At 72.5% G+C, this 23451-nt stretch carries 22 protein-coding genes and 1 tRNA gene; 8 read left to right on the top strand and 15 right to left on the bottom strand.

Annotation, left to right across the window (positions count from 1 at the left end; genetic code table 11):
* From MQP27_RS27205 to pdhA, 6 genes are all read right to left on the bottom strand, one after another.
* Window positions 1-1098 carry a potassium channel family protein gene (locus MQP27_RS27205; protein ID WP_242768522.1) on the bottom strand — a complete coding sequence of 366 codons (1098 nt, stop codon included), beginning with the start codon at window positions 1096-1098 and terminating at the stop codon, window positions 1-3.
* Window positions 1095-2486, bottom strand: a complete 1392-nt coding sequence (locus tag MQP27_RS27200; RefSeq protein ID WP_242768520.1) for a molybdopterin molybdotransferase MoeA — start codon at window positions 2484-2486, stop codon at window positions 1095-1097. The genes MQP27_RS27205 and MQP27_RS27200 overlap by 4 nt, the downstream gene beginning before the upstream one ends.
* Entirely contained in the window at window positions 2483-3418 is a 936-nt protein-coding gene (locus tag MQP27_RS27195) for an NTP transferase domain-containing protein (protein ID WP_242768518.1), read from the bottom strand. Before MQP27_RS27195 ends, MQP27_RS27200 begins: the two co-directional genes overlap by 4 nt.
* Window positions 3419-3599: 181 nt before the next feature.
* Window positions 3600-5072, bottom strand: a complete 1473-nt coding sequence (locus tag MQP27_RS27190; protein WP_242768517.1) for a dihydrolipoamide acetyltransferase family protein — start codon at window positions 5070-5072, stop codon at window positions 3600-3602.
* Entirely contained in the window at window positions 5072-6076 is a 1005-nt protein-coding gene (locus MQP27_RS27185) for an alpha-ketoacid dehydrogenase subunit beta (protein WP_242768516.1), read from the bottom strand. Before MQP27_RS27185 ends, MQP27_RS27190 begins: the two co-directional genes overlap by 1 nt.
* Window positions 6073-7209, bottom strand: coding sequence for a pyruvate dehydrogenase (acetyl-transferring) E1 component subunit alpha (gene pdhA / locus MQP27_RS27180; protein WP_242768515.1), 1137 nt, complete (start codon window positions 7207-7209; stop codon window positions 6073-6075). Before pdhA ends, MQP27_RS27185 begins: the two co-directional genes overlap by 4 nt.
* Before the next feature lie 174 nt (window positions 7210-7383).
* On the opposite strand from pdhA, the gene MQP27_RS27175 reads away from it, so the two are divergent.
* Window positions 7384-7884 (top strand): Lrp/AsnC family transcriptional regulator, encoded by a 501-nt coding sequence (locus tag MQP27_RS27175; RefSeq protein ID WP_372511321.1) that lies wholly within the window; start codon window positions 7384-7386, stop codon window positions 7882-7884.
* 3 nt (window positions 7885-7887) lie between these two features.
* Here the strand turns inward: MQP27_RS27175 and MQP27_RS27170 are convergent, their stop codons facing one another.
* Window positions 7888-8478 (bottom strand): TetR/AcrR family transcriptional regulator, encoded by a 591-nt coding sequence (locus MQP27_RS27170; RefSeq protein ID WP_242768513.1) that lies wholly within the window; start codon window positions 8476-8478, stop codon window positions 7888-7890.
* Window positions 8475-9992 (bottom strand): 3-hydroxyacyl-CoA dehydrogenase, encoded by a 1518-nt coding sequence (locus MQP27_RS27165; RefSeq protein ID WP_242768512.1) that lies wholly within the window; start codon window positions 9990-9992, stop codon window positions 8475-8477. Before MQP27_RS27165 ends, MQP27_RS27170 begins: the two co-directional genes overlap by 4 nt.
* Before the next feature lie 160 nt (window positions 9993-10152).
* Between MQP27_RS27165 and paaN the strand changes: the two genes are divergently transcribed.
* Window positions 10153-11844: a phenylacetic acid degradation protein PaaN gene (gene paaN, locus MQP27_RS27160; protein WP_242768511.1), complete on the top strand. Its 1692-nt coding sequence runs from the start codon at window positions 10153-10155 to the stop codon at window positions 11842-11844.
* Between the two features lie 72 nt (window positions 11845-11916).
* Here paaN and MQP27_RS27155 read toward each other — a convergent pair whose 3' ends face one another.
* The 3 genes from MQP27_RS27155 to MQP27_RS27145 are packed head-to-tail and all read right to left on the bottom strand — an operon-like array spanning window position 11917 to window position 14749.
* Entirely contained in the window at window positions 11917-12660 is a 744-nt protein-coding gene (locus tag MQP27_RS27155; RefSeq protein ID WP_242768510.1) for a TrmH family RNA methyltransferase, read from the bottom strand.
* 32 nt (window positions 12661-12692) lie between these two features.
* Window positions 12693-13907: an HTTM domain-containing protein gene (locus MQP27_RS27150; protein WP_242768509.1), complete on the bottom strand. Its 1215-nt coding sequence runs from the start codon at window positions 13905-13907 to the stop codon at window positions 12693-12695.
* Window positions 13904-14749, bottom strand: coding sequence for a DUF5819 family protein (locus MQP27_RS27145; RefSeq protein ID WP_242768508.1), 846 nt, complete (start codon window positions 14747-14749; stop codon window positions 13904-13906). Before MQP27_RS27145 ends, MQP27_RS27150 begins: the two co-directional genes overlap by 4 nt.
* Window positions 14750-14975: 226 nt before the next feature.
* On the opposite strand from MQP27_RS27145, the gene paaA reads away from it, so the two are divergent.
* From paaA to MQP27_RS27115, 6 genes are all read left to right on the top strand, one after another.
* A complete protein-coding gene (paaA, locus tag MQP27_RS27140; protein ID WP_242768507.1) occupies window positions 14976-15971 on the top strand; it encodes a 1,2-phenylacetyl-CoA epoxidase subunit PaaA in 996 nt (331 codons plus the stop codon).
* Window positions 15968-16255, top strand: coding sequence for a 1,2-phenylacetyl-CoA epoxidase subunit PaaB (gene paaB, locus MQP27_RS27135; protein WP_242768506.1), 288 nt, complete (start codon window positions 15968-15970; stop codon window positions 16253-16255). Before paaA ends, paaB begins: the two co-directional genes overlap by 4 nt.
* Window positions 16252-16980, top strand: a complete 729-nt coding sequence (gene paaC / locus MQP27_RS27130) for a 1,2-phenylacetyl-CoA epoxidase subunit PaaC (protein ID WP_242768505.1) — start codon at window positions 16252-16254, stop codon at window positions 16978-16980. Before paaB ends, paaC begins: the two co-directional genes overlap by 4 nt.
* Window positions 16977-17519, top strand: a complete 543-nt coding sequence (gene paaD, locus MQP27_RS27125; RefSeq protein ID WP_372511334.1) for a 1,2-phenylacetyl-CoA epoxidase subunit PaaD — start codon at window positions 16977-16979, stop codon at window positions 17517-17519. Before paaC ends, paaD begins: the two co-directional genes overlap by 4 nt.
* Window positions 17519-18574, top strand: a complete 1056-nt coding sequence (locus tag MQP27_RS27120; RefSeq protein WP_242768501.1) for a 2Fe-2S iron-sulfur cluster-binding protein — start codon at window positions 17519-17521, stop codon at window positions 18572-18574. Before paaD ends, MQP27_RS27120 begins: the two co-directional genes overlap by 1 nt.
* A gap of 146 nt (window positions 18575-18720) precedes the next feature.
* Window positions 18721-19854: an acyl-CoA dehydrogenase family protein gene (locus MQP27_RS27115; protein ID WP_242768499.1), complete on the top strand. Its 1134-nt coding sequence runs from the start codon at window positions 18721-18723 to the stop codon at window positions 19852-19854.
* A gap of 27 nt (window positions 19855-19881) precedes the next feature.
* Here the strand turns inward: MQP27_RS27115 and MQP27_RS27110 are convergent, their stop codons facing one another.
* The 4 genes from MQP27_RS27110 to MQP27_RS27095 all read right to left on the bottom strand — a co-directional run bounded on the left by MQP27_RS27110 (window position 19882) and on the right by MQP27_RS27095 (window position 23159).
* Entirely contained in the window at window positions 19882-20211 is a 330-nt protein-coding gene (locus MQP27_RS27110) for a rhodanese-like domain-containing protein (protein WP_242768772.1), read from the bottom strand.
* A 134-nt stretch (window positions 20212-20345) separates the two neighbouring features.
* On the bottom strand, window positions 20346-21275 hold the full coding sequence (locus MQP27_RS27105) for a J domain-containing protein (RefSeq protein WP_242768498.1): 930 nt from the start codon (window positions 21273-21275) through the stop codon (window positions 20346-20348).
* A 148-nt stretch (window positions 21276-21423) separates the two neighbouring features.
* Window positions 21424-22845 carry a DUF2252 domain-containing protein gene (locus tag MQP27_RS27100; protein WP_242768496.1) on the bottom strand — a complete coding sequence of 474 codons (1422 nt, stop codon included), beginning with the start codon at window positions 22843-22845 and terminating at the stop codon, window positions 21424-21426.
* A 227-nt stretch (window positions 22846-23072) separates the two neighbouring features.
* Window positions 23073-23159 (bottom strand) — tRNA-Leu (locus MQP27_RS27095).
* Window positions 23160-23451 lie beyond the last annotated feature (292 nt).

Here is a 23451-nt window from a genome sequence, read left to right as displayed (position 1 = left end):
TCAGTCCCGCGGGAGGGGCCGGGCGTGGGGAGCGACCTGAACGCCCGGCGACACCCGCACGATCGTGATCAGTCGGTCCGTCAACTGCAGCTTGCCGATGGCCGGATCGTCGTATCCGAGCACCCGATGACCGCGTACGACGCTCACCACCAGGTCCTCCGTCTCGCGCGGCCCCTTGCCCGCCTCGGCCCTGGTCACCGGCCGCTCGACGATGTCGAGGCCGCTGCCCTGCTGGATCAGGTCCTCCATCACCATGCCGGCCGCGGGGCTGAGCACGGACAGGCCGAGCAGCCGGCCGGCCGCGCTGGCGCTGGTGATGACCGCGTCGGCACCGGACTGCTGGAGCAACGGCGCGTTCTCCTCCTCGCGCACCGCGGCCACGATCTTGGCGCCGCGGTTGAGCTGCCGGGCCGTCAACGTCACCAGGACGGCGGTGTCGTCGCGCTGGGTGGCGATGATGATCTGCTTCGCCCGCTGCACCTCGGCGCGCTTGAGCACCTCGCTGCGGGTGGCGTCCCCCATGACCCCGGCGTAGCCCTCGGCCGTCGCCGCGTCGATCACCTTGGAGCTGGGGTCGACCACGACGACCTGCTCCTTGTTCAGCCCGGTCGCGCACACGGTCTGGATCGCCGACCGCCCCTTCGTCCCGAAGCCGACGACGACGGTGTGATCCCGCAAGGTGGACCTCCAGCGGTTGAGGCGCCATTCCTCGCGGGTGCGCTCGGTGAGGACCTCGAGCGTGGTGCCGACCAGGATGATCAGGAACAGCACGCGCAGGGGCGTGATGACGAAGATGTTGGTGAGCCGGGCGGCGTCGCTGACCGGGGTGATGTCGCCGTAACCGGTCGTGGAGAGGGTGACGGTCGCGTAGTAGAAGGCATCGAGCAGGTCGACGGCGCCGTCGGAGTTGTCGTTGTAGCCGTCGTGATCGACGTAGACGATCAGGGCGGTGGCGACCAGCACCAGCAGCGCCATCAGCAGCCGCTTGCCGACCTGGCGGATCGGCCGCTCCACCACCTTCTTCGGGAGTTTCACCCGATGGGTCACGAGGTGCTCGTCCGCCTGCCGGGCGATCGCGTCATGGCCCGGTTGTTTCACGTGAAACACACCCCGATTCCGGCGGACGCCCAAGGCAGATCGAGGAGTTCGAGCTCCTGACCGGCCCGGGCACCGCCCGGTGGTACGACGGCCAGCGCGTCGGCCGCCGCGATACCGCGCAGCATGGCCGGACCGTTGTAGTGCAGCGGCACGGCGACATCCCCGCGCAGCACCACGGGGATGAGCCGGGTGTCGTACGGGTGCCCATGGGCCGTGTCCTGTACGGGCAGCGCGTACGGCTCGGGCGCGGGGTGGGCGGCGAGGGTGCGCAGCAACGGCTCGGCGAGGGTGAGGAGGCCGGAGACGGCGGCGAGGGGGTTGCCGGGGAGGCCGACGAGGTGCTGGTTCTCCTTGGTGCGGGCCAGCAGCATGGGGTGTCCGGGGCGCACCTTGACGCCGTCGACGAGGAGTTCGGCGCCGATGCGGTGCAGTGTGGGGTGGACGTGGTCGACGGGTCCGGAGGCGGTGCCGCCGGTGGTGACGATCAGATCGGCGTCGGAGGTGGTGACGGCCTTGTGCAGCGCCTTGGCGTCGTCGCCGAGCCGTCGTACGGCGGTGACCTCGGCGCCGAGCGCGCGCAGCCAGGGCGGCAGCATCGGGCCGAGCGCGTCCCTGATCAGACCGTCGTGCGGCCGGCCCTTGGTGAGCAACTCGTCGCCCAGGACGAGCACTTCGACCCGGGGCCGGGGGACGGCGGTGAGGGTGTCGTAGCCGGCGGCGGCCGCGAGCCCGAGCACGGCCGGGGTCACGAGGGTGCCGACGGGCAGGAGCTGGTCGCCCGAGCGGCACTCCTGGCCCCTGGGGCGGATGTCCTGGCCGTGCTGCATCTCACGGGTGGCGTGCAGGCGGCCCTGGGCGTCGGTGCGGCCGTGCTCGGTGCGCAGCACGGCGGTGGTGTCCAGGGGGATACGAGCGCCGGTGGCGATCCGCGCGGCCTCGCCGTCGGTCAGCGGCCCCGGCTCCCCGTGCCCCGCCAGCACTCCTTCGTCCCGTACGTCCCAGGGGCCGGGCCCGGCGACCGCCCAGCCGTCCATCGCCGAGGTGTCGAAGGAGGGCAGGTCGGTGAGCGCGTTGAGGGGCGCGCCGAGGGTGAGGCCGAGGGCCCCGTCGAGGGGCACGGAGACAAGGGCGCGCTGGGCGGACCGGGCGGCGCTACGGGCGGCGCGGGAGGCCCTGGCGCGGGCCTCGGGCCAGGGGGTGGCGCGGTGGTGCGCGTCGGGCTTGTGGGCCGCGGCGTTGTCCGGGGCGGACGTCCGGGGGGCCGGTGTCTGGTCGGCGGGGCCACGGTCGGCGGAACCTTGGCGGCCCGGGTCGTTCACCAGCGCGAGCACCTCCTCGACGTCGAGGTCCTCGGCGTCCTCGCCGGTGCGGGTGGGGTGGGCGGTCATCCGGCGTCCGTATCGGGCTTGGCGTCGGCGGCGGCCTCCTGCTCCCAGCGCAGGGCGAGGGCGGCGGCCTTGCGGGCGGCCTCGGCGACGGCCTCGGGGCCTCCGCCGGCCTGGGCTGCGGCGTACCCGACAAGGAAGGTGGTCAGCGGCGCCGCGGGCCTGGCGACACCGTGGGCGGCGTCCCGGGCGAGGTCGAGCAGCACGCCGGTGTCGACGTCGAGGTCGATGCCCAGTTCGTCCTTGGCAGCGGAAATCCATTCATCCAACACGTGCCCATGCTCCCTGATACGTGCCCTGGCGGTGGCGATGTCGTCCCAGGTGTCGCAGTCGAAGGCGGCGACGGGATCGGGGACGCGGGTGAGGTGGAGACCGGCGGTGAGCCGACGGAGGGGGAGGCCGACGAGGCCGGCGGGGGTGGGGGCGGCGGACGCGTCGCGCCGGTCGGCCGTCTCCGCGGCGGCCAGCGCGGCGAGTTCGCGGTGCAGGGCGGCCGTGCGGTACGCGGCGACCAGTGGCTGGTCGCGATCGTCGGCGTCGGTGAGCAGGGCGCCGTCGGCGTCGCTCGTGCGCAGGGCGGTCAGCAGCCGGCGTACGGTCGCCGCTTCGAGGAACGGAAGGTCCGCGGAGAGTACGACGACCTGCTCGGCCGTGGTGTGCCGCAGCCCGGCGCCGAGCGCGGCCACGGGCCCCCCGCCGGGTGGTTCCTCGCGCGCCCACCGCACGGGCCGCGCGGTCGGCCGAGCGTCGGCGACGACCACGGTCGTACGGGCGTCGGCGCAGGCGGCGAGCACCCGGTCGAGCAGGGCCCGACCGCCGACCCGCACACCGGGCTTGTCGGCGCCGCCGAGCCGCCGGGCCCCGCCCCCGGCGAGCACGACGGCGTCGTACACCGGGCCGGCACCGGCTTCGTCCGAGGGCTCGTACGAGGTCACCCCATGAGTATGCGGGCCGCCACGATCACAGGGAACGTGCGGGCGGCCGCGCAATCACAGGGTGCACGGCCGTCACGCCGGCGATTCCGCGAGCCGCGCGCCTCTTCGCGGGGCGGAGCACCATAGCGCGGGGCTGAGCACCATAGCGCGGGGCCGCACGTCATTGCGCGGGGTCGCGCGCTCACAATGTCCGCAGCAGTACCGCCGGCTGTTCCACGCAGTCCGCCACGTACCGCAGGAAGCCGCCCGCCGTGCCGCCGTCGCAGACGCGGTGGTCGAAGGTGAGCGAGAGCTGGACGACCTGGCGGACCGCCAGCTCGCCCTCGTGCACCCATGGCTTGGGGACGATGCGGCCGACGCCGAGCATGGCCGCCTCGGGGTGGTTGATGATCGGCGTGGAGCCGTCGACGCCGAACACTCCGTAGTTGTTCAACGTGAAGGTCCCGCCGGTCAGTTCCCCGGGCGTGAGACCGCCCGCCCGGGCGGCCTCGGTCAGCCGGGCGAACTCCGCGGTCAGCGCCTCGGCGTCCCGCGCGTGCGCGTCCCGTACGACCGGGACGACCAGGCCCCGCTCGGTCTGCGCGGCGAAGCCCAGGTGCACGTGGTCCAGTTGCACGACCTCCCGGGCCGCCATGTCGACCGTGGAGTTGAGCTCGGGGAAGCGTGCGAGGGCGGCCGTGCAGATGCGGGCCAGCAGCGCGAGGAGCGAGATCTTCGCTCCACCCGTGGCGTTCATCGCGGCCCGCGCCCGCATGAGCTCGGTCGCGTCCGCGTCCACCCAGCAGGTCGCGTCCGGTATCTCGTGCCGGCTCCGGGAGAGCTTGTCGGCGACGGCACCGCGGATGCCCTTGAGGGGGATACGGGTCCCTTCGGCGACCGCAGGAGCAGGCGCCTGCGGCGGTGTCGCGCTCTTGCGGGCCGCGGAGGCGCGAAGGGCGTACTCGACGTCGGCCCGCAGGATCAGCCCGTCGGGCCCGGAGCCGTTCAACTCCCGCAGATCCAGGCCGTTCTCACGGGCAAGGCGGCGTACGAGGGGGGAGATCACCGGCACGGGACCGTCCCCGCGATCCGGCCCGCGGTCCGGCCCGCGCACCTCGGTCGCCGCGTCGACAGCCATGGCGCGGTCGTCGACAGCAGTGGCGCGGTCGCCCACAGTCGCGCCGTGGGCCACCGCGACCGTGCCGTTCTGCCGCAGGGGTCCCCGCCCGGCAGCAGGCGCGATCCGCCCGTCGGAGCCGTCGTCCGCGGGCCCCGGCCGCCGTCCAGGCGTCACCGCACCGGCACCCGGACCCGCCGCGCCACCGCCCGGCCCCGTCGGCCGCACCCTCCGCCTGCGCGCCGGAGGCGCCCCCGTGCCGTAGCCCACCAGCACGTTCCCCGAGCCCTCGGCGTCCCCGTCGGAGGCCTGCGGGCCTACCGCGACCGTCAGCAGCGGCGCCCCCACGGGAAGTTCCGTGCCCTCCTCGCCGAAGCGGGCCGTGACCACGCCGCCGTAGGGGCAGGGCACCTCGACCATCGCCTTGGCCGTCTCGACCTCGACGACCGGCTGGTCGATCGCGACGACGTCGCCGACCTGGACCAGCCAGCGCACGATCTCCGCCTCGGTGAGCCCCTCCCCGAGGTCGGGGAGCTTGAACTCCAGCACCTGTGCCATCAGCTCTCGGCCTCCCACTGAAGACGCCCGACGGCGTCCAGGATCCGGTCCACGCCGGGCAGGTGGTGACGCTCCAGCATCGGCGGCGGATACGGGATGTCGAACCCGGCCACACGCAGCACCGGCGCCTCCAGGTGGTGGAAGCAGCGCTCGGTGACGCGGGCCGCGATCTCCCCGCCCGGTCCGCCGTACCCGCCCGACTCGTGCACGACGACCGCGCGCCCGGTCCGCCGTACCGAAGCAGCGACCGTGTCGTCGTCGAACGGCACCAGCGAGCGCAGGTCGACGACTTCGAGGTCCCAGCCCTCGGCCCGCGCGGCCTCGGCGGCTTCGAGGCAGACGGGTACCGACGGACCGTACGTGATGAGCGTGGCGCTCCGGCCCGAGCGCCGCACCACCGCGCGGCCTATCGGTTCAACGGGCGAGGGCTCGTCCGGGTTCCAGGAGTCCTTCGACCAGTACAGGCGCTTGGGTTCGAGGAAGACCACCGGGTCGTCGGAGGCGATGGCGGCGCGCAGCAGGCCGTAGGCGTCGGCGACGGTGGCGGGCGTGACGACATGGAGCCCCGGAGTCGCCATGTAGTACGCCTCGGAGGAGTCGCTGTGGTGCTCGACGCCGCCGATGCCGCCGCCGTACGGGACCCGGACGGTGATCGGGAGGGGCATGGCGCCGCGGGTGCGGTTGCGCATCCTCGACACATGGCTGATCAGTTGCTCGAAGGCCGGGTACGCGAACGCGTCGAACTGCATCTCCACGACCGGCCGCAGCCCGTACATCGCCATGCCGACCGCGGTGCCGAGGATGCCGGCCTCGGCGAGCGGGGTGTCGGTGCAGCGGTCGTCGCCGAACTCCTTGGCGAGTCCGTCGGTGACGCGGAAGACACCGCCGAGGGTGCCGACGTCCTCGCCCATGACGTGCACGGTGGGGTCGGCGGCCATGGCGTCGCGGAGCGCGCGGGTGAGGGCCTGCGCCATGGTGGCCGGCTTGAGGGCGACGGTGGTCATCGGTGGCCGCCTTCCTGCTCCGCGGCGAGCTCGGCCGCGAGCAGGGCCTGCTGCTCGCGCAGTTGCGGGGTGGGCTCGGCGTAGACGTGCGCGAACAGGTCCATGGGGTCGAGCACCGGGTCCTGGTTCATGCGCTCGCGCAGGTCGGCGGCCATCGCCTCGGCGGCCTCGCTGGCGTGCCGGATGCCGTCATCGTCGATGAGGTGACGCTCGGTCAGCTCGTGCTCCAGGAGCGCGATCGGGTCGTGTGCGCGCCAGGCTTCGACCTCGGCGTCGCCGCGGTAGCGGGTCGCGTCGTCGGCGTTGGTGTGCGCGTCGACGCGGTACGTGATCGCCTCGATCAGGGTGGGGCCGCCGCCCTCGCGCGCGTGCCGTATCGCGGCCCTGAGGACCTCGTGCACGGCGGCCGCGTCGTTGCCGTCGACCAGCCGCCCGGGCATGCCGTACCCGACGGCCTTGTGGGCCAGGGAGGGCGCGGCGGTCTGCTTGGCGAGCGGGACGGAGATGGCGAAGCCGTTGTTCTGGACCAGGAAGACGACCGGGGCCTGCCACACGGCGGCGAAGTTCAGTGCCTCGTGGAAGTCGCCCTCGCTGGAGCCGCCGTCGCCGACCATGGCGAGCGCGACCACGTCGTCGCCCTTGAGGCGGGCGGCGTGCGCGAGGCCGACGGCGTGCGGGAGCTGGGTGGCGAGCGGGGTGCACAAGGGGGCGACGCGGTGCTCGTGCGGGTCGTAGCCGGTGTGCCAGTCGCCGCGCAGGAGGGTGAGTGCCTGGACGGGGTCGAGGCCGCGGGCGACGGCGGCGAGGGTGTCGCGGTAGCTGGGGAAGAGCCAGTCGCGCTCCTCCAGGGCGAGCGCGGCGGCCACCTCGCAGGCCTCCTGGCCGGTGCTGGAGGGGTACACGGCGAGGCGGCCCTGCTTGGTGAGCGCGGTCGCCTGCGCGTTGTACCGACGGCCGCGCACCAGCTCGGCGTACAGGCGGCGCAGCAGGGCCGGGTCGGCCTTCGCGGCGGCCTCGGTGCCGAGGACGCGGTAGGGCTCCGCGTCGGGCAGCAGCGGCGCGGGGTCGGTGCGGGGCTGCCAGGCGGGCGGCGGCGATGGCCGGTACGCGCCCCGCTGCTCCATGACCGTCATGACGGCACCTCCTCGTGGGAGCGGCTTCAGGCGCGCCACGGGTGTGATGCGCCTCACCTACCGATTGTTCGGTCGTCGGCACATTTTGGCTACAGGCACCTTCAGGCTGTGGACAAACGGTTCTCCACAGCCTCAAATGAACGCAGTACGTCCATGGTAGGGAGGCGGGGGGACATGGCACCTGAACAAATGGCCGAGGGGCCGGAGAGCATCGGCCCCCTGCCGCCCGCCCGTCCCCTCGACGCGATCGATCTGGACATCCTGCAGATGCTCCAGGCGGACGGCCGCGCCTCCATAAGGTCGGTCGCCGAACGGGTCCATGTCTCGCGCGCCAACGCCTACGCGCGTATCAACCGCCTCATCGAGGACGGCGTCATCCGTGGCTTCGGCGCCCGCGTCAACCACGAACGCGCAGGCCAGGGCACCTCGGCGTACATCACGCTGAAGATCGTCCAGAACTCCTGGCGGACGGTGCGCGAGCAGCTGAGACAGCTGCCCGGCGCGTCCCACATCGCCCTGGTGGGCGGTGATTTCGACGTGCTGCTGCTGGTGCACACACCCGACAACAAGGCGTTGCGCGAGCTGGTGCTGACCCGGCTGCAGGCCATGCCGGAAGTGCTCAGCACGCGCACGCTGCTGGTCTTCGAGGAGGAGGACCTGGAGCCGCAGGGCTGAGGCTCAGGCCTGGCCGCGCAGCCCCGAGAACACCAACTGCGCGACCGCGTCGGCGACTTCGCGCTCGCTCATGCCGCGTCCGTCCGGCCGGTACCACTCCACGATGGAGTTGATCATTCCGAAGACGAGCCGGGTCGCGAGCCGCCCCTCCACGTCCCCGCGCACGTCCCCGTCGGCGGCCGCCGCCTTCAGCAGCTCGGCGACCCGGTGGTCGAAGTCGCGGCGCCGCTCCAGGGCCCACCGCTCGGTGTCCGTGTTGCCGCGCACCCGCAGCAGCAGCGTCACGTACGGCAGTTCGGCGATCAGCACCTCGACCATGCGCCGGACGACGTACTCCAGGCGGCCCGAGGCGCGCCCCACGCGCGCGTGCTCCTCGTCGAGGATGCCGAAGAGGCCGTCCAGCGCCCGGCTGACGGCCCGGCGCAGCAGCTCCTCCTTGCCGGCCACGTGGTGGTAGATCGACGACTTGGAGATGCCGGCCGCCTTGGAGAGGTGCTCCATGGAGGTGCCGTCGTAGCCGCGCTCGTTGAAGACCTGGACGGCGACGGACAGCAGCGTCTCCGGGGTGTACGTGTCGCGCTTGGCGGTCGTCATGAGGTGCTGCCCTCCCGCTTGTCGGTGGCGTACGCGTGCCGGTACAGCGCCAGGGACGGCGCGTAGCGGCCGGAGGGATCGCGCAGGTGGAGGTCGTCGAGGAGGGCGTAGGCCCAGTTGCGGCCGAGCTTGCGGCTCCATTCGAAGGGGCCGAGCGGGTAGTTGACGCCCAGGCGCATCGCCGTGTCGATGTCCTCCTCGGTGGCCACGCCCTTGGCGACGGCGTCGTGCGCGAGGTCGACGATCCGGGCGACGGTACGGGCGACGATCATGCCGGGGACGTCACCGATGACGCTGACGTCCTTGCCGAGCGCCTGGAAGAGGCCCGTGGCCTCGGCGAGGGTCTGCGGGGAGGTGTCCTGGGAGGCGGACAGGGCGATGCGGGTGGCGCGGCGGTAGTCGAGGGCGAGGTCGAAGTAGACGACGTCCCGGAACTCCACGGAGGTCTGCCCGTCGGCGAGCGCCAGCTGGCCGCCGCCCGGCAGCACCAGGCGGGTGCCGTGGTCCTCGTCCTCCTCGCGCACCTGGATGCCCGCCTCGCGGATCATCGCGACCAGTTCGCCGGCCGGGCCGAGGTCGCCCTCGACGACCACGTACGCGGGCCGCTGCTGCTCCTCCGCGGTGTGCGGCTCGGGGCGCTCGGCGTCGTGCGCGTAGTCGTACCAGCCGTGCCCGCTCTTGCGGCCGAGCCGGCCGGACTCGACCAGGCGCCGCTGGGCGAGCGAGGGCGTGAAGCGCACGTCCTGGAAGAAGCTCTGCCACACCGAGTGCGTGACCGACTCGTTGACGTCCTGGCCGATGAGGTCGGTGAGTTCGAAGGCGCCCATCCGGAAGCCGCCGGACTCGCGCAGCACCGCGTCGATGGTGGCCGGGTCGGCGCCCTGGGCCTCGTAGACGGCGAAGGCCTCGGCGTAGAAGGGCCGGGCGATGCGGTTGACGATGAAGCCGGGGGTGTCGGCGCAGGCGACCGGGGTCTTGCCCCAGGCGCGCGCCAGCTCGTACGCGCGCGTGGCCGACGTGACGTCGGTGGCGAACCCGGAGACGACCTCGACCAGCGGCAGCAGCGGGGCCGGGTTGAAGAAGTGCAGGCCGACGAAGCGTCCCGGGCTGCGCAGGGCGCCGCCGATCGCGGTGACCGACAGGGACGAGGTGTTGGTGGCGAGCAGACAGTCCTCGTCGACGATGTCCTCGAGGGCGCGCAGCAGCTCCTGCTTGGCGTCCAGACGCTCCAGGACGGCCTCCACAACCAGGGAGCAGTCCGCGAGGTCGGCGAGGTCCGCGGCGGGCAGCAGACGCTCGCAGGCCGTGTCCCGTTCGGCGGCCGTGAGCCGGTCCTTCTCGACGAGCCGGTCGAGCCGGGCGCCGATCGCTTCGGCCGCTTCCAGGGCGCGCCCCGGGACGGCGTCGTACAGCCGTACGCGATGGCCGGCGACCAGCGCGACCTGGGCGATGCCCTGGCCCATGGTGCCGGTGCCGACGACGGCCACGGGGCTGCTGAGGTCGAGTGCTGTCATGTGCGCGATCCTCCCGCACGGGGTTTTCCACAGATGCGGCGGACCCCCTTGTCCCGACCGATCGTTCGGTTACTCTAACTCTGACTGGCTGTTCCTGCCCATGTTTCTGCCCAGGTCAAGAACTCGACGGAGAGTTCGAAAGACGAGGAGTTGGTCCCGCATGGCCGCCGAACTGACCGCGCACGAGCTGATCGCCAAGCACCGGCCCACCCTCGACCAGGCGCTGGAAGCGATCCGCACACGCGCGTACTGGTCCCCGCACCCCGAACACCCCAAGGCGTACGGCGAGAACGGCAGCCTGGACATGGCGGCGGGCAAGTCCGCCTTCGACGCCCTCCTGGGCACCCGCCTCGACCTCGGCCAGCCCGGCACGGACGACTGGGTGGGCGGCGAGGTGTCGCCGTACGGCATCGAGCTGGGCGTCGAGTACCCGCACGCGGACGTGGACGTGCTGCTGCCCGCCATGAAGGCGGGCCAGAAGGCGTGGCGGGACGCGGGCGCGGAGGCGCGCGCGGTGGTCTGTCTGGAGATCCTCAAGCGGATCAGCGACCGGACGCACGAGTTCGCGCACGCGGTCATGCACACCTCCGGCCAGGCGTTCATGATGGCGTTCCAGGCGGGCGGCCCGCACGCGCAGGACCGCGGCCTGGAGGCGGTGGCGTACGCGTACGTGGAGCAGGTCCGCACCCCCGACACCGCGGAGTGGACCAAGCCGCAGGGCAAGCGCGACCCGCTCGCGCTGACCAAGCAGTTCACGCCGGTCCCGCGCGGGATCGCGCTGGTCATCGGCTGCAACACCTTCCCGACGTGGAACGGCTATCCGGGCCTGTTCGCCTCCCTGGCCACGGGCAACGCCGTGCTGGTCAAGCCCCACCCGCGCGCGGTGCTGCCGCTCGCGCTCACCGTGCGGGTCGCGCGCCAGGTGCTCACCGAGGCGGGCTTCGACCCGAACCTGGTGGCGCTGGCCGCCGAGCGCCCCGGCGAGGGCATCGCGAAGACCCTGGCCACCCGCCCGGAGATCCGGATCATCGACTACACGGGCTCGACCTCCTTCGGCGACTGGCTGGAGGCCAACGCCCGCCAGGCGCAGGTCTACACCGAGAAGGCCGGCGTCAACACGGTCCTCGTGGACTCGACGTCGAACTACAAGGGCATGCTGTCCAACCTGGCCTTCTCGCTGTCCCTGTACAGCGGCCAGATGTGCACGACCCCCCAGAACCTGCTGATCCCCCGGGACGGCATCCGCACCGACGAGGGCCCCAAGACCTTCGACGAGGTGGTCGCCGACCTCGCCCGCTCCGTCGACGGCCTGCTCGGCGACGACGCGCGCGCGAACGCGCTGCTGGGCGCGATCGTCAACCCGGACGTCAAGGCGCGCCTGGAGGCCGCGGCCGGCCTCGGCGAAGTCGCCCTCGCCTCACGGGAGATCGCCAACCCGGAGTTCCCGGACGCGGTCGTGCGCACGCCGGTGATCGTGAAGCTGGACGGCGCCAAGCCCGACGACGAGGCCGCCTACATGAGCGAGTGCTTCGGCCCGGTCTCCTTCGCCGTCGCGGTCGACTCCTCGGCCGACGCGGTGGAGCTGCTGCGCCGCACGATCCGCGAGAAGGGCGCCATGACGGTCGGCGCGTACACCAGCGACGAGGAGGTCGAGCAGGCGGTCCAGGAGGTCTGCCTGGAGGAGGCGGCCCAGCTGTCGCTGAACCTCACGGGCGGGGTGTACGTCAACCAGACGGCCGCGTTCTCCGACTTCCACGGGTCGGGCGGCAACCCTGCGGCGAACGCCGCGCTCACCGACGGAGCGTTCGTCGCGAACCGCTTCCGGGTGGTGGAGGTGCGCCGGGAAGCCTAGGGGCCGCCACGGGAGGCCCAGGGGGCCGCTTCGGGAAGCCGAGGGGGTCGCTTCGGGAAGCTGAGGGGGTCGCTAGAAGTCGGCCGTCGCGCTCCAGTGGTACAGCGTCATCGCCACGCTGGTGGCGAGGTTGTAACTGGAGACCTGGGGGCGCATCGGCAGCCGCAGCAAGTGGTCGGCACGCGCGCGTAGTTCGCCGGACAGGCCGCTGCGCTCCGACCCGAAGGCGAGGACGGCGTCGTCCGGGAGCTTCGTGCCCCGGATGTCGTCGCCCTCCGGGTCGAGGGCGAACAGCGGCCCCGGGGGCAGCTCCCCGACGTCCAGCCGTTCGACGGCGGTCGCGAAGTGCAGGCCCGCTCCGCCGCGCACGACCGTGGGATGCCAGGGGTCGACCGTGCCGGTGGTGACCACGCCGGTCGCCCCGAAACCGGCGGCCAGGCGGATCACCGCGCCCGCGTTGCCGAGGTTGCGCGGGTTGTCGAGGACCACCACGGGGGCGGTGCGCGGAAGGTACGCCAGCCTCCGCACATTGGCCGCGCGGGACGGTCGTACGGCCAGGGCGGCCACCGCGGTGGGATGCGGGCGCGCCACCAGGCTCCGGTATGCCGGCTCCGGCACCTCCGTCAGAAGCTCGGCGAGCCGGTCCCGTACGTCCGGCGCCAGCTCGTCCGCGAGGGCGAGCGCGGCCTCCCTGTCGACGGCGACCGCGACCGGCACCTCGGCGCCGAAGCGCACGGCGTGCTTGAGGGCGTGGAAGCCGTCGAGCAGGACGGCGGAGTCGGCGAGCCGGCGCCAGGCGCTCACGGGGTCGGTCATGGCGTGCAGCCTACGTGCGCGTGCCCTGCACCTCAGGCCGCGGAGTTCGCGGGCGCCGGCTCGGGGTTCTCCGGCGCCCGCTGTTCGGGCAGCTCGGTACGGCTCGTGCGGGTGAGGACGCGGCCACGCGCGCGTAGCGCCCAGTCGCCGAGTCGGCGCAGGAACGGCGTCGGCAGGAAGACCGAGTCCGCCGCGATCATCGCCAGCGAGAAGAACGGCAGCCCGAGGACCACGGCGATCACCGCGTGCTCGGTCATCATGACCGCGAGGAGCACGTTCTTGACCCGCCGGTTGAACAGCGTGAACGGGAAGGCGACCTGCACGATGACGGTCCCGTAGGTCACGAGCATCACCATCGTGCCGCTGGCGGAGAGCAGGTCGGCGAGGGCCGGCCAGGGCGAGAAGTAGTCCAGGTGGAGCGGGTAGTAGACGGCGGTGCCGTCTTGCCAGCGGGTGCCCTGGATCTTGTACCAGCCGGCCGTCGCGTAGATCATGCAGGCCTCGGCCATGACCACCAGCAGTGCCCCGTTGTGCGCGACGTTGGCGACGACGTCGAGCAGGATCCGCGGCTCCGCGGTCTTCGCCCGGCGCCCGACGACCCACCACACGGCCTGCCCCACCCACACCAGCCACAGCACGACCGGCACGGTCGGGTCGACTCCGTCGAAGCGGCCCCCGGCCGTCACCGCGACCAGCGCGAACCCGAGCACCGCCCACAGCGCGGGCCCGACCCGGTCCACGACCCGCTCGCCACGCGCGCGTGCCTCGTCCGCCAGCCGCGCCCGCCGCGCGTCCAGCGACCACACCTGGCCGCAGCGCGTGAACACCAGGTAGATCGACATCAGGTGCAGGACGTTGTCGCCGCCGTCCCCCATGAAGACGCTGCGGTTCTGCAGCGACAGCACGCCCACCATGAAGAGCACGGACATGGTGCGCGTACGCCAGCCGAGCAGCAGCAGGACGGTAGCCAGCACGGCGAGCAGGTACACGAGCTCGAACCACGCCTGGGTGTCCGACCACATCAGGGCGGTGAACGCCTTGTTGGAGGAGATCAGCTGCTGCGCCAGGTCCCAGCTCCACGGCCCGTCGGGGCCGTACAGCTCCTGGCGGTGCGGGAACTCGCGCAGCAGGAACAGCAGCCAGGTCAGGCTGAAGCCGATACGGATCACGGCACTCTGGTACGGGCCGAGCGCCGCCTCGGTGACGCGGGCGATGCCGGCCGAGACCGACAGGGCGAATCGGTTCACTCGGCACCCCCGGTGTGGTCGGCGGCCGAGACCGGCCACCAGGGCAGTACGCGGTACATCGGCTTGTCCGAGATCTTCTCGGCGCTCCACTTCGGCGGGGCGACATTGGTGGTACGGGAACGGACCTGGACCTGCGTGATCGCGCCGCCGTTTCCGGCCGCGTCGTCCCGGCCCAGCCGCATGACCACGATGCGCCGCAGATACGACTCCGACAGGGTGCCGCGCATTCCGGTCGCCCGGTTGTTGCCGTCGTGCGTGGCGAGGAAGAAGTCCCAGGCCCGGCGCAGTTCGTTCTGCTGGGTGTGGCTGGGCACCGGATTGGCGTCGATGGCCCGGCCGTCCTCGGCGGACAGGTCGTACCAGCCGGTGGTGCGCACGCCGCCGTCCGCCTCCTTCACCTCGGCGCGGACCTGGACCGCGATGTTCTGCTGCAACGGGTTCGGCGCGAACAGCTTCCAGTTCTGCTCGAACTCCGGGTAGACCCAGTCGTCGACCGCCTTGCCGTGCTTCTTGGTGACCGTGTTCGAGGGCGCGATGCTCAGGAACACCATGCCGATGTGCACACAGACGGTGACCGCGACGACGGCGAGGGCCAGCGCGGCACCGATCTGGTAGCGCGGCGAAAGGGCGGCGACGCCTGTACGGGCGTCCGCTCCCGGCGCTCCCGGTCCCGACGCGACCGGTCCCGACGCGTCCGGTTCCCGCGCCGCCGGGTCCCGAGGCGGCGCTTCCCGGACCTCCGGTTCCGGCGCAGGCGGCTCGGGCGCGGGGACCGGCTCGGGCGCGCCGCCCGGTCCGTCCGGCCCGCCCCGGGCCTCCGTGCCTGTGTCGTACGCGTCCATTCCGCCCCGTTCCCCGATCCCGATCCGTCACTCGAACGCGAACGGTACTCAGGCCCGCCCGCACCGCACAGTCCCCGCCCCGCCATCCCCGTTGTCCACAGGCAATGCCCGCAGGTTATCCACAGCGGTTGACACCTTACGGCGCCCGCCCCACCATGGAAATCGCACGAACCGAACGATCGGTCGGGAGCCAGCTCCGGACAGAGCCCAGGTCGAGGGGGACCGCATGGCGACAGCAGCCGCGCACCAGACGCACGGCACCGAGGAACGGCGCGCCGCCACCGCCGCGTACGAGCAGGCCTTCGACACCGCCGTGGCCGCCGACGAGCGCATCGAGCCGCGGGACTGGATGCCCGACGCCTACCGCGCGACGCTGGTCCGCCAGATGGCGCAGCACGCCCACTCCGAGATCATCGGCATGCAGCCTGAGGCCAACTGGATCACGCGCGCGCCCTCGCTGCGCCGCAAGGCGATCCTGATGGCCAAGGTCCAGGACGAGGCCGGCCACGGGCTCTACCTCTACAGCGCGGCCGAGACCCTCGGCACCAGCCGCGAGGAGCTGCTCGACAAGCTCCACTCCGGCCGCCAGAAGTACTCCTCGATCTTCAACTACCCGACGCTGACCTGGGCGGACGTAGGCGCGATCGGCTGGCTGGTGGACGGCGCCGCGATCACCAACCAGGTCCCCCTGTGCCGCTGCTCCTACGGCCCGTACGCACGCGCGATGGTCCGCATCTGCAAGGAGGAGTCCTTCCACCAGCGCCAGGGGTACGAACTGCTGCTGGCGCTGAGCAACGGCACGCCCGAGCAGCACGAGATGGCGCAGGACGCGGTGAACCGCTGGTGGTGGCCGTCCCTGATGATGTTCGGCCCGCCCGACGACGAGTCGGCGCACTCCGCGCAGTCGATGACGTGGAAGATCAAGCGGCATTCGAACGACGAGCTGCGCCAGCGCTTCGTCGACATCTGCGTCCCGCAGGCCGAGTCCCTGGGCCTGACCCTGCCCGACCCGGACCTGAAGTGGAACGAGGAGCGGGGGCACTACGACTTCGGCCCGATCGACTGGACCGAGTTCAAGGAAGTCCTCAAGGGCAACGGCCCGTGCAACGAACAGCGGATCACCCAGCGCAGGCGCGCCCACGAGGAGGGCGCCTGGGTGCGGGAGGCGGCCGCGGCCCACGCGGCCAAGCACAGCGACCGGACGGGAGCGCGGCAGGCATGACGAACACCGACTGGCCCTTGTGGGAGGTCTTCGTGCGCTCGCGCCGCGGCCTCTCCCACACCCACGCCGGCAGCCTGCACGCGCCGGACGCGGAGTTCGCCCTGCGCAACGCCCGCGACCTGTACACCCGGCGCGGCGAGGGCGTCTCGATCTGGGTCGTGCCCTCCACGGCGATCACCGCGTCCTCACCCGACGAGAAGGACCCCTTCTTCGAGCCGGCCGCCGACAAGCCGTACCGGCACCCCACCTTCTACGACATCCCGGAGGGGGTGAAGCACCTGTGACGGCAGCGCAGACGACCGTGCCCACGACCGCCGCCCTCGCCCTCGGCGACGACGCCCTGGTGCTCTCCCACCGCCTCGGGGAGTGGGCGGGCCACGCGCCCGTGCTGGAGGAGGAGGTCGCCCTCGCCAACATCGCGCTGGACCTGCTCGGCCAGGCCCGGGTGCTGCTGTCCATGGCCGGCGACGAGGACGAGCTGGCCTATCTGCGCGAGGAGCGCGCCTTCCGCAACCTCCAGCTGGTGGAGCAGCCGAACGGCGACTTCGCCCACACCATCGCCCGCCAGCTGTACTTCTCCACCTACCAGCACCTCCTGTACGCCGAACTCGCCGCGGGCGACGGCCCGTTCGCCCCTCTCGCCGCGAAGGCCGTCAAGGAGGTCGCCTACCACCGCGACCACGCCGAGCAGTGGACGCTGCGGCTCGGCGACGGCACGGACGAGAGCCACGAGCGGATGCGGCGGGCGGCCGACGCCCTGTGGCGGTTCACCGGCGAGATGTTCCGGCCGGTGGACGGGCTGGACGTCGACCCGGCCGGGATGGAGGCCGCCTGGCTGGAGTCCGTCGAGGACGTACTCCGCCGGGCGACACTGCCCCTCCCCGAAGGACCGCGGGCCGGTGGCTGGACGGCCGGCGCGGGCCGGCAGGGCCTGCACACCGAGTCCTTCGGGCGGATGCTCGCCGAGATGCAGCACCTGCACCGCAGTCACCCGGGGGCGACATGGTGACGACGGCAACCCCGCTGGAGGCCGAACTCCTCGACATCGCCGGTTCGGTGCCCGACCCCGAGCTGCCCGTGCTCACCCTCCAGGAGCTCGGCGTCGTCCGCGCGGTGCACGTGCGCGGCACGGACACCGTCGAGGTCGAGCTGACCCCGACGTACACCGGCTGCCCCGCCATCGAAGCGATGTCGCTGGACATAGAGCGCGCGCTGCACGCACACGGCATGCGCGAGGTCACCGTCCGCACGGTGCTCCGGCCCGCCTGGTCCACGGACGACATCACACCCGAAGGCCGCCGAAAGCTGCGGGAGTTCGGCATCGCACCCCCCCGCGTACGGGAGCCGTCCGGCCCGGTCGCCCTCACCCTGGGCCGGACCCGGACCCTGGAGACGACCACCGGCGACCCCGGCCCCGACCCCGTCCTGTGCCCGCACTGCGGGAGCGCGGACACCGAGTTGCTCAGCCGTTTCTCCTCCACCGCGTGCAAGGCGCTGCGCCGCTGCCTTGCCTGCCGTGAACCGTTCGACCACTTCAAGGAGTTGTGATGGCCCGCTTCCACGCGCTCCCGGTGGCCGCGGTCGACCGGCTCACCGACGACTCGGTGGCCCTCACCCTCACCGTGCCGCCCGAGCTGCGCGCGGAGTACCGGCACGCCCCGGGCCAGCACCTCGCCCTGCGGCGCCTGGTCGACGGAGCGGAGATCCGGCGTACGTACTCGATCTGCTCCCCGGCGCCCGACGAGGACGGACCGCGCACCCTGCGGGTCGGGGTGCGGCTGGTCGAGGGCGGGGCCTTCTCCACGTACGCGCTCAAGGAGATCAACGTCGGTGACGAGCTGGAGGTGATGACCCCGGCCGGCCGCTTCACGCTCGACCCGGCGCCCGGCATGTACGCCGCGATCGTGGGCGGCAGCGGCATCACCCCGGTGCTGTCGATCGTCTCGACGCTGCTGGCGCGGGCGCCGAAGGCCCGGTTCTGCCTGATACGCAGCGACCGTACGGCCGCCTCGACGATGTTCCTGGAGGAGGTCGCCGACCTCAAGGACCGGTATCCGGACCGCTTGCAGCTGGTCACGGTGTTGTCCCGGGAGGAGCAGCAGGCGGGGCTGCCGTCCGGGCGGCTGGACCGGGAGCGGCTGACCGGACTGCTTCCGGCAGTGCTGCCGGTCGAGCAGGTGGCGGGGTGGTTCCTGTGCGGGCCGTTCGGGCTGGTGCAGGGGGCGGAGCGGACGCTGCGTGCGCTCGGTGTCCCCCGGGCCCGTATCCACGAGGAGATCTTCCACGTGGACGCGGCACCGCCCGCGCCCGCCGTGACCGCGCCCGCGCACAGCACGGTCACCGCCCGGCTCGACGGCCGCGGCGGCACCTGGCCAGTCCAGGACGGCGAGTCCCTCCTGGACACGGTCCTGCGCAACCGCCCCGACGCCCCGTACGCCTGCAAGGGCGGCGTGTGCGGCACCTGCCGGGCCTTCCTGGTCACCGGCGAGGTCCGCATGGACCGCAACTTCGCCCTGGAGCGCGAGGAGACGGAAGCGGGCTATGTGCTGGCGTGCCAGTCGCATCCGGTGACGGAGAAGGTGGAGCTGGACTTCGACAGGTGAGCGTCGGTGCCCCCGTGGACGACTCCGGTGCCGTCCGTCCGAACACCGGTATTCCGTCCGGTCGTCGGCGGCCCGTTCCCTTCTTCTAGAACCTGTTCTATCTTGACGGTCCGTCAGATCAGCGAACCCTCCGGAGGGACAGGACCGTGGACTTCACCTTCACCGAGGAGCAGCAGGCGGCGGCCGAGGCGGCGCGTGGGGTGTTCGCCGGGGTCGCGCCGGACGCCGTGCCCTCGCCCTCGCTCGTCCCGGGCGCCGTCGCCGAGGACTTCGACCGCGCGCTGTGGGCGAGGCTTGCCGAGGCCGACCTGCTGAGCCTGCTGCTGGACGCGGAGTACGGCGGGGCGGGCCTCGACGCCGTGACCCTGTGTCTGGTGCTGCGGGAGTCCGCGAAGGGTCTGGCGCGGGTGCCGCTCCTCGAGACCTGCGCGGCCGCCGCGGCCGTACAGGCTTACGGCGGGGCGGAGTTGAAGTCGGAGCTGCTCGCCCGGACGGGCCGGGGCGAGGTCGTGCTGACCGTCGCCGCGAACGGCCGCACCGGCCACGATCCGGCCGAACTCGCCGTGTCCGCACGGCAGGACGGGGCTGACTGGATCCTGGACGGCGTGCAGACGGCGGTCCCCTGGGCGCACAACGCCGACTTCGTCCTCGTCCCCGCGCGCACGGCCGCGGACCGGACCGTCCTCGCCGTGGTCCCCCGCGTCCACGACGGGGTCGTGCTCGGCGAGCAGATCGCCACGACCGGTGAACGGCTCGGCGAACTGCGCCTGGAGTCCGCGCGGATCGCTGCCCGGGACGTCGTCGAGGCCGAGGGCGCGTGGGAATGGCTGCGCGAGCTGCTGGCCACCGGGACGTGCGCGCTCACGCTCGGGCTCGGTGAGCAGGTGCTCGCGATGACCAGCGAATACGCGGGCAAGCGGGAGCAGTTCGGGCATCCGATCGCCACGTTCCAGGCGGTGGCCGTGCAGGCCGCCGACCGTTTCATCGACCTGCGGGCGATGGAGGCCACGCTGTGGCAGGCCGCCTGGCGGATCGCCTCGGGGGCACCCGGCGCGCTGCCGGCCTCCGGCGACGTGGCCGTCGCCAAGATCTGGGCGTCGGAGGGCGTACGGCGGGTGGTGCAGACGGCGCAGCATCTGCACGGCGGGTTCGGGGCGGACGTCGAGTATCCGCTGCACCGGTACCACGCCTGGGCCAAGCACCTGGAGCTGTCGCTCGGCCCGGCGGCGGCGCACGAGGAGGCCCTGGGCGACCTGCTGGCGGCCCACCCGCTGGGCTGACCGCACCGCGGCTGCCTCGCAGCGGTCCTACAGAACGAACCCGGGCTCGCCCGCGTCCGTCACGACCGGCCGGCCCACGGCCGCCCACACCTGCATGCCGCCGTCGACGTTCACGGCGTCGATGCCCTGCTGGACCAGGTACATCGTGACCTGGGCCGAGCGGCCGCCCGAGCGGCAGATCACGTTGACGCGGCCGTCCTGCGGGGCGGCCTCGGTCAGTTCGCCGTAGCGGGCGACGAACTCGCTGATGGGGATGTGCAGCGCCCCTTCGGCGTGACCCGCCTGCCACTCGTCGTCCTCGCGGACGTCCACCAGGAAGTCGCCGTCCTTGAGGTCCGATACCTCGACCGTGGGCACACCAGCTCCGAAATTCATGCCACGACGCTATCGGACGGGTCGGTGGGGGTGGCCGGGCACCGGCGGGGTTTCACATCCGGGCAACAGTGACCACTCAACACCAGTGCCATGTGACATATTACTGTCTCCTACATCTATCTCAACAACTCCGCGAGCTCCCGCTCCCGCCGCTCCACATCCCCCAGCAACTGCTCCGCGATCTCGTCCAGCAGCCGGTCCGGGTCGTCGGGCGCCAGCCGCAGCATCGACCCGATCGCGCCCTCCTCCAGTTCCTTGGCCACGAGCGTGAGCAGTTCCTTGCGCTGGGCGAGCCATTCGAGGCGGGCGTACAGCTCCTCGCTGCGGCTCGGGCCGCGCTCGGCCGGCACCGGGCCCTTGGCCCATTCCTCGGCGAGTTCGCGCAGCAGTGGCTCGTCGCCGCGCGCGTAGGCCGCGTTGACCCGGGTGATGAACTCCTCGCGGCGGGCCCGCTCGGTGTCGTCGGGGGCCAGGTCGGGGTGGGCCTTGCGGGCGAGTTCGCGGTAGAGCTTGCGGGCCTCGTCGCTGGGGCGCACGCGCTGCGGGGGCCGCACGGGCTGCTCGGTGAGCATCGCGGCGGCCTCCGGGAAGAGCCCGTCCCCGTCCATCCAGCCGTGGAACAGCTCCTCCACGCCGGGCATCGGCATGACCCGGGCCCGGGCCTCGTCGGCCTTGCGCAGGTCCTCGGGGTCGCCGGTGCGGGCGGCCCTGGCCTCGGCTATCTGCGCGTCCAGCTCGTCGAGGCGGGCGTACACCGGGCCGAGCTTCTGGTGGTGGAGCCGGGAGAAGTTCTCGACCTCGATACGGAAGGTCTCCACGGCGATCTCGTACTCGATCAGCGCCTGCTCGGCCGCCCGCACGGCCCGCTCCAGCCGCTCCTCGGGCCGCGGCGCGGTGTCGTCCGCCTCCGGCGCACCGTCGTCCGAGCGTGCGGCGGCATCGTCCGGCGCCGCGGCACCACCCTCCGGCCGCACCGCACCCTCCTCGGGCGTCACCTGCATCTCACCGGCCGCACCGGCACCCTGCTCAGCTTCCGGGCTCGTCACCCGACCAGCGTAGGCCACCCCGGGACCGGCTCCTCCGACACAGGGTCACAGCGTCCGCGGCCCCGCCCCGGCCACCGCCGCCCCGCTGGTACCGACGTACCCAAATCCCCCGGTCGCCCAGCCCTCCTCACCCCTCTGTCCTGCCCCCTCAAACCCCCATCTCCGCCGCAACCTTCCCCGCCCGCACCGCCGCCACGAACTCCCCGTGGTCCGCCTCCGTGCGGTCGGCGTAGGCGACGGCGAAGTCGGCGACGGCCTCGTCCAGTTCCTCGTTCTTGCCGCAGTAGCCGGCGATCAGGCGGGGGTCGGCGCTGTGGGAGTGGGCGCGGGCCAGGAGGGCGCCGGTCATACGGCCGTAGTCGTCGATCTGGTCGGTGGCGAGGGCGGCCGGGTCGACGCTGCCCTTGCGGTTGCGGAACTGGCGGACCTGGAAGGGCCGTCCGTCCACCGTCGTCCAGCCCAGCAGGATGTCGCTGACAACCTGCATCCGCTTCTGCCCGAGGACCACCCGCCGCCCCTCGTGCTCGACGTCCGGCGCCTCGAAGCCGGCGGTGACCAGGTGCGGCACCAGCACCGAGGGCCGGGCCTCCTTCACCTGGAGGACCAGTGGTTCGCCGCGGTGGTCCAGCAGCAGGACGACGTACGAGCGCGTGCCCACGCTGCCCGTGCCCACGATCCGGAACGCCACGTCGTGCACCGCGTGCCGGGCGAGGAGTGGGAGGCGGTCCTCGGAGAGCGTCTGCACGTAACTCTCCAGGGCCGCCGCCACCGCCGCGGCCTCCTCGTCCGCCACCCGCCGCAGCACCGGCGCCGCGTCCACGAAGCGGCGCCCGCCGTCCTCGGTGAGCTCGGTGGACTTCGCCGCGAACCGTCCGCTGGTGTTGGCCCGTGCCTTCTCCGAGACCCGCTCCAGGGTGCCGAGCAGGTCATGGGCGTCGGTGTGGGAGACGAGCTCCTCGTCCGCGATCGCGTTCCACGCGTCCAGCACCGGCAGCTTCGCCAGCAGTCGCATCGTGCGGCGGTAGGCGCCGGTCGCGTCGTAGGCGGCCTTGCGGCAGTGATCCTCGTCGGCGCCGGCCTCCCGGCCCGCCAGGACGAGGGAGGCGGCAAGGCGCTTGAGGTCCCACTCCCAGGGGCCGTGCACCGTCTCGTCGAAGTCGTTCAGATCGATGACCAGGTCGCCGCGGGCGTCGCCGTACAGGCCGAAGTTGGCGGCATGGGCGTCTCCGCAGATCTGCGCACGGATCCTGGTCATGGGCGTACGCGCGAGGTCGTACGCCATCAGGCCCGCCGTGCCGCGCAGGAAGGCGAAGGGGGTGGCCGCCATGCGGCCCGCCCTTATAGGGGTGAGCTCGGCGATCCGGCCGAGGTTGGACTCCTCGACCGCGGCGACCACCTCGGGCCGGGAGGCGTCCAGGTCGAGGGCCGCGTGCGCACTGCGCGGGACCACCTTCCGCAGGGCCTTGCCCTCCTCCTTGGGCGAGCCCTCGACGGGCCACCGGGCGAATCCCGGTACCCGCGGCAGCCGCCGCACTCCGGACTCAGCCGCTCCCGATCCGGTCTCGGTCACACCGACCGCCTCCCCCGCGCACGAACATCAACTCGGGGAGACCGTACAGCCGGTGGCCGGAACGCGTCAGACCCTGTGGACAACTCCGCGCCTGTGGAAAACACCGCCCGTAGGAGCTCGTGGGCCACCCCGCCGGGGCCGTGTGATTGTCCTCACCAGGTAATACGTCTCACACCGGGGCCGGACAACGCGGAAGCCCCCAGGTCCGAGACCTGGGGGCTTCCGGCTGGTGCGCGAGGGGGGAGTTGAACCCCCACGCCCTTGCGGGCACTGGAACCTGAATCCAGCGCGTCTGCCTATTCCGCCACCCGCGCATTGGGTGTGTCTTCCGGCCTCTTCCCCTTGGGGCTGGCGCCTTCCGACACGCAGAACATTAGCACGCTGGCCGGGGTGGGTTCACATCCCTTGTCCCGGGGCAGCCGCTCACCTGCGGGGTCACGCGAACCGGTCGGCCGCCCGCTGATCGACGACGCTGTCCGCTCCGTATCAACACGTGCCTGTTCACGTATCAACCTCGTACCGGTACGGCCCGTCTCCCCAGGAGCCGGGCAGGGTCCACAGTCAGGTGCGGGACACTGGTCTGCGGCCGCCTCTACGATCCTGGGC

The sequence above is a fragment of the Streptomyces cylindrosporus genome, assembly GCF_022698165.1.
GTDB classification, from domain to species: Bacteria; Actinomycetota; Actinomycetes; order Streptomycetales; family Streptomycetaceae; genus Streptomyces; species Streptomyces cylindrosporus.
This window is presented reverse-complemented; position numbering and strand designations above follow the sequence as displayed.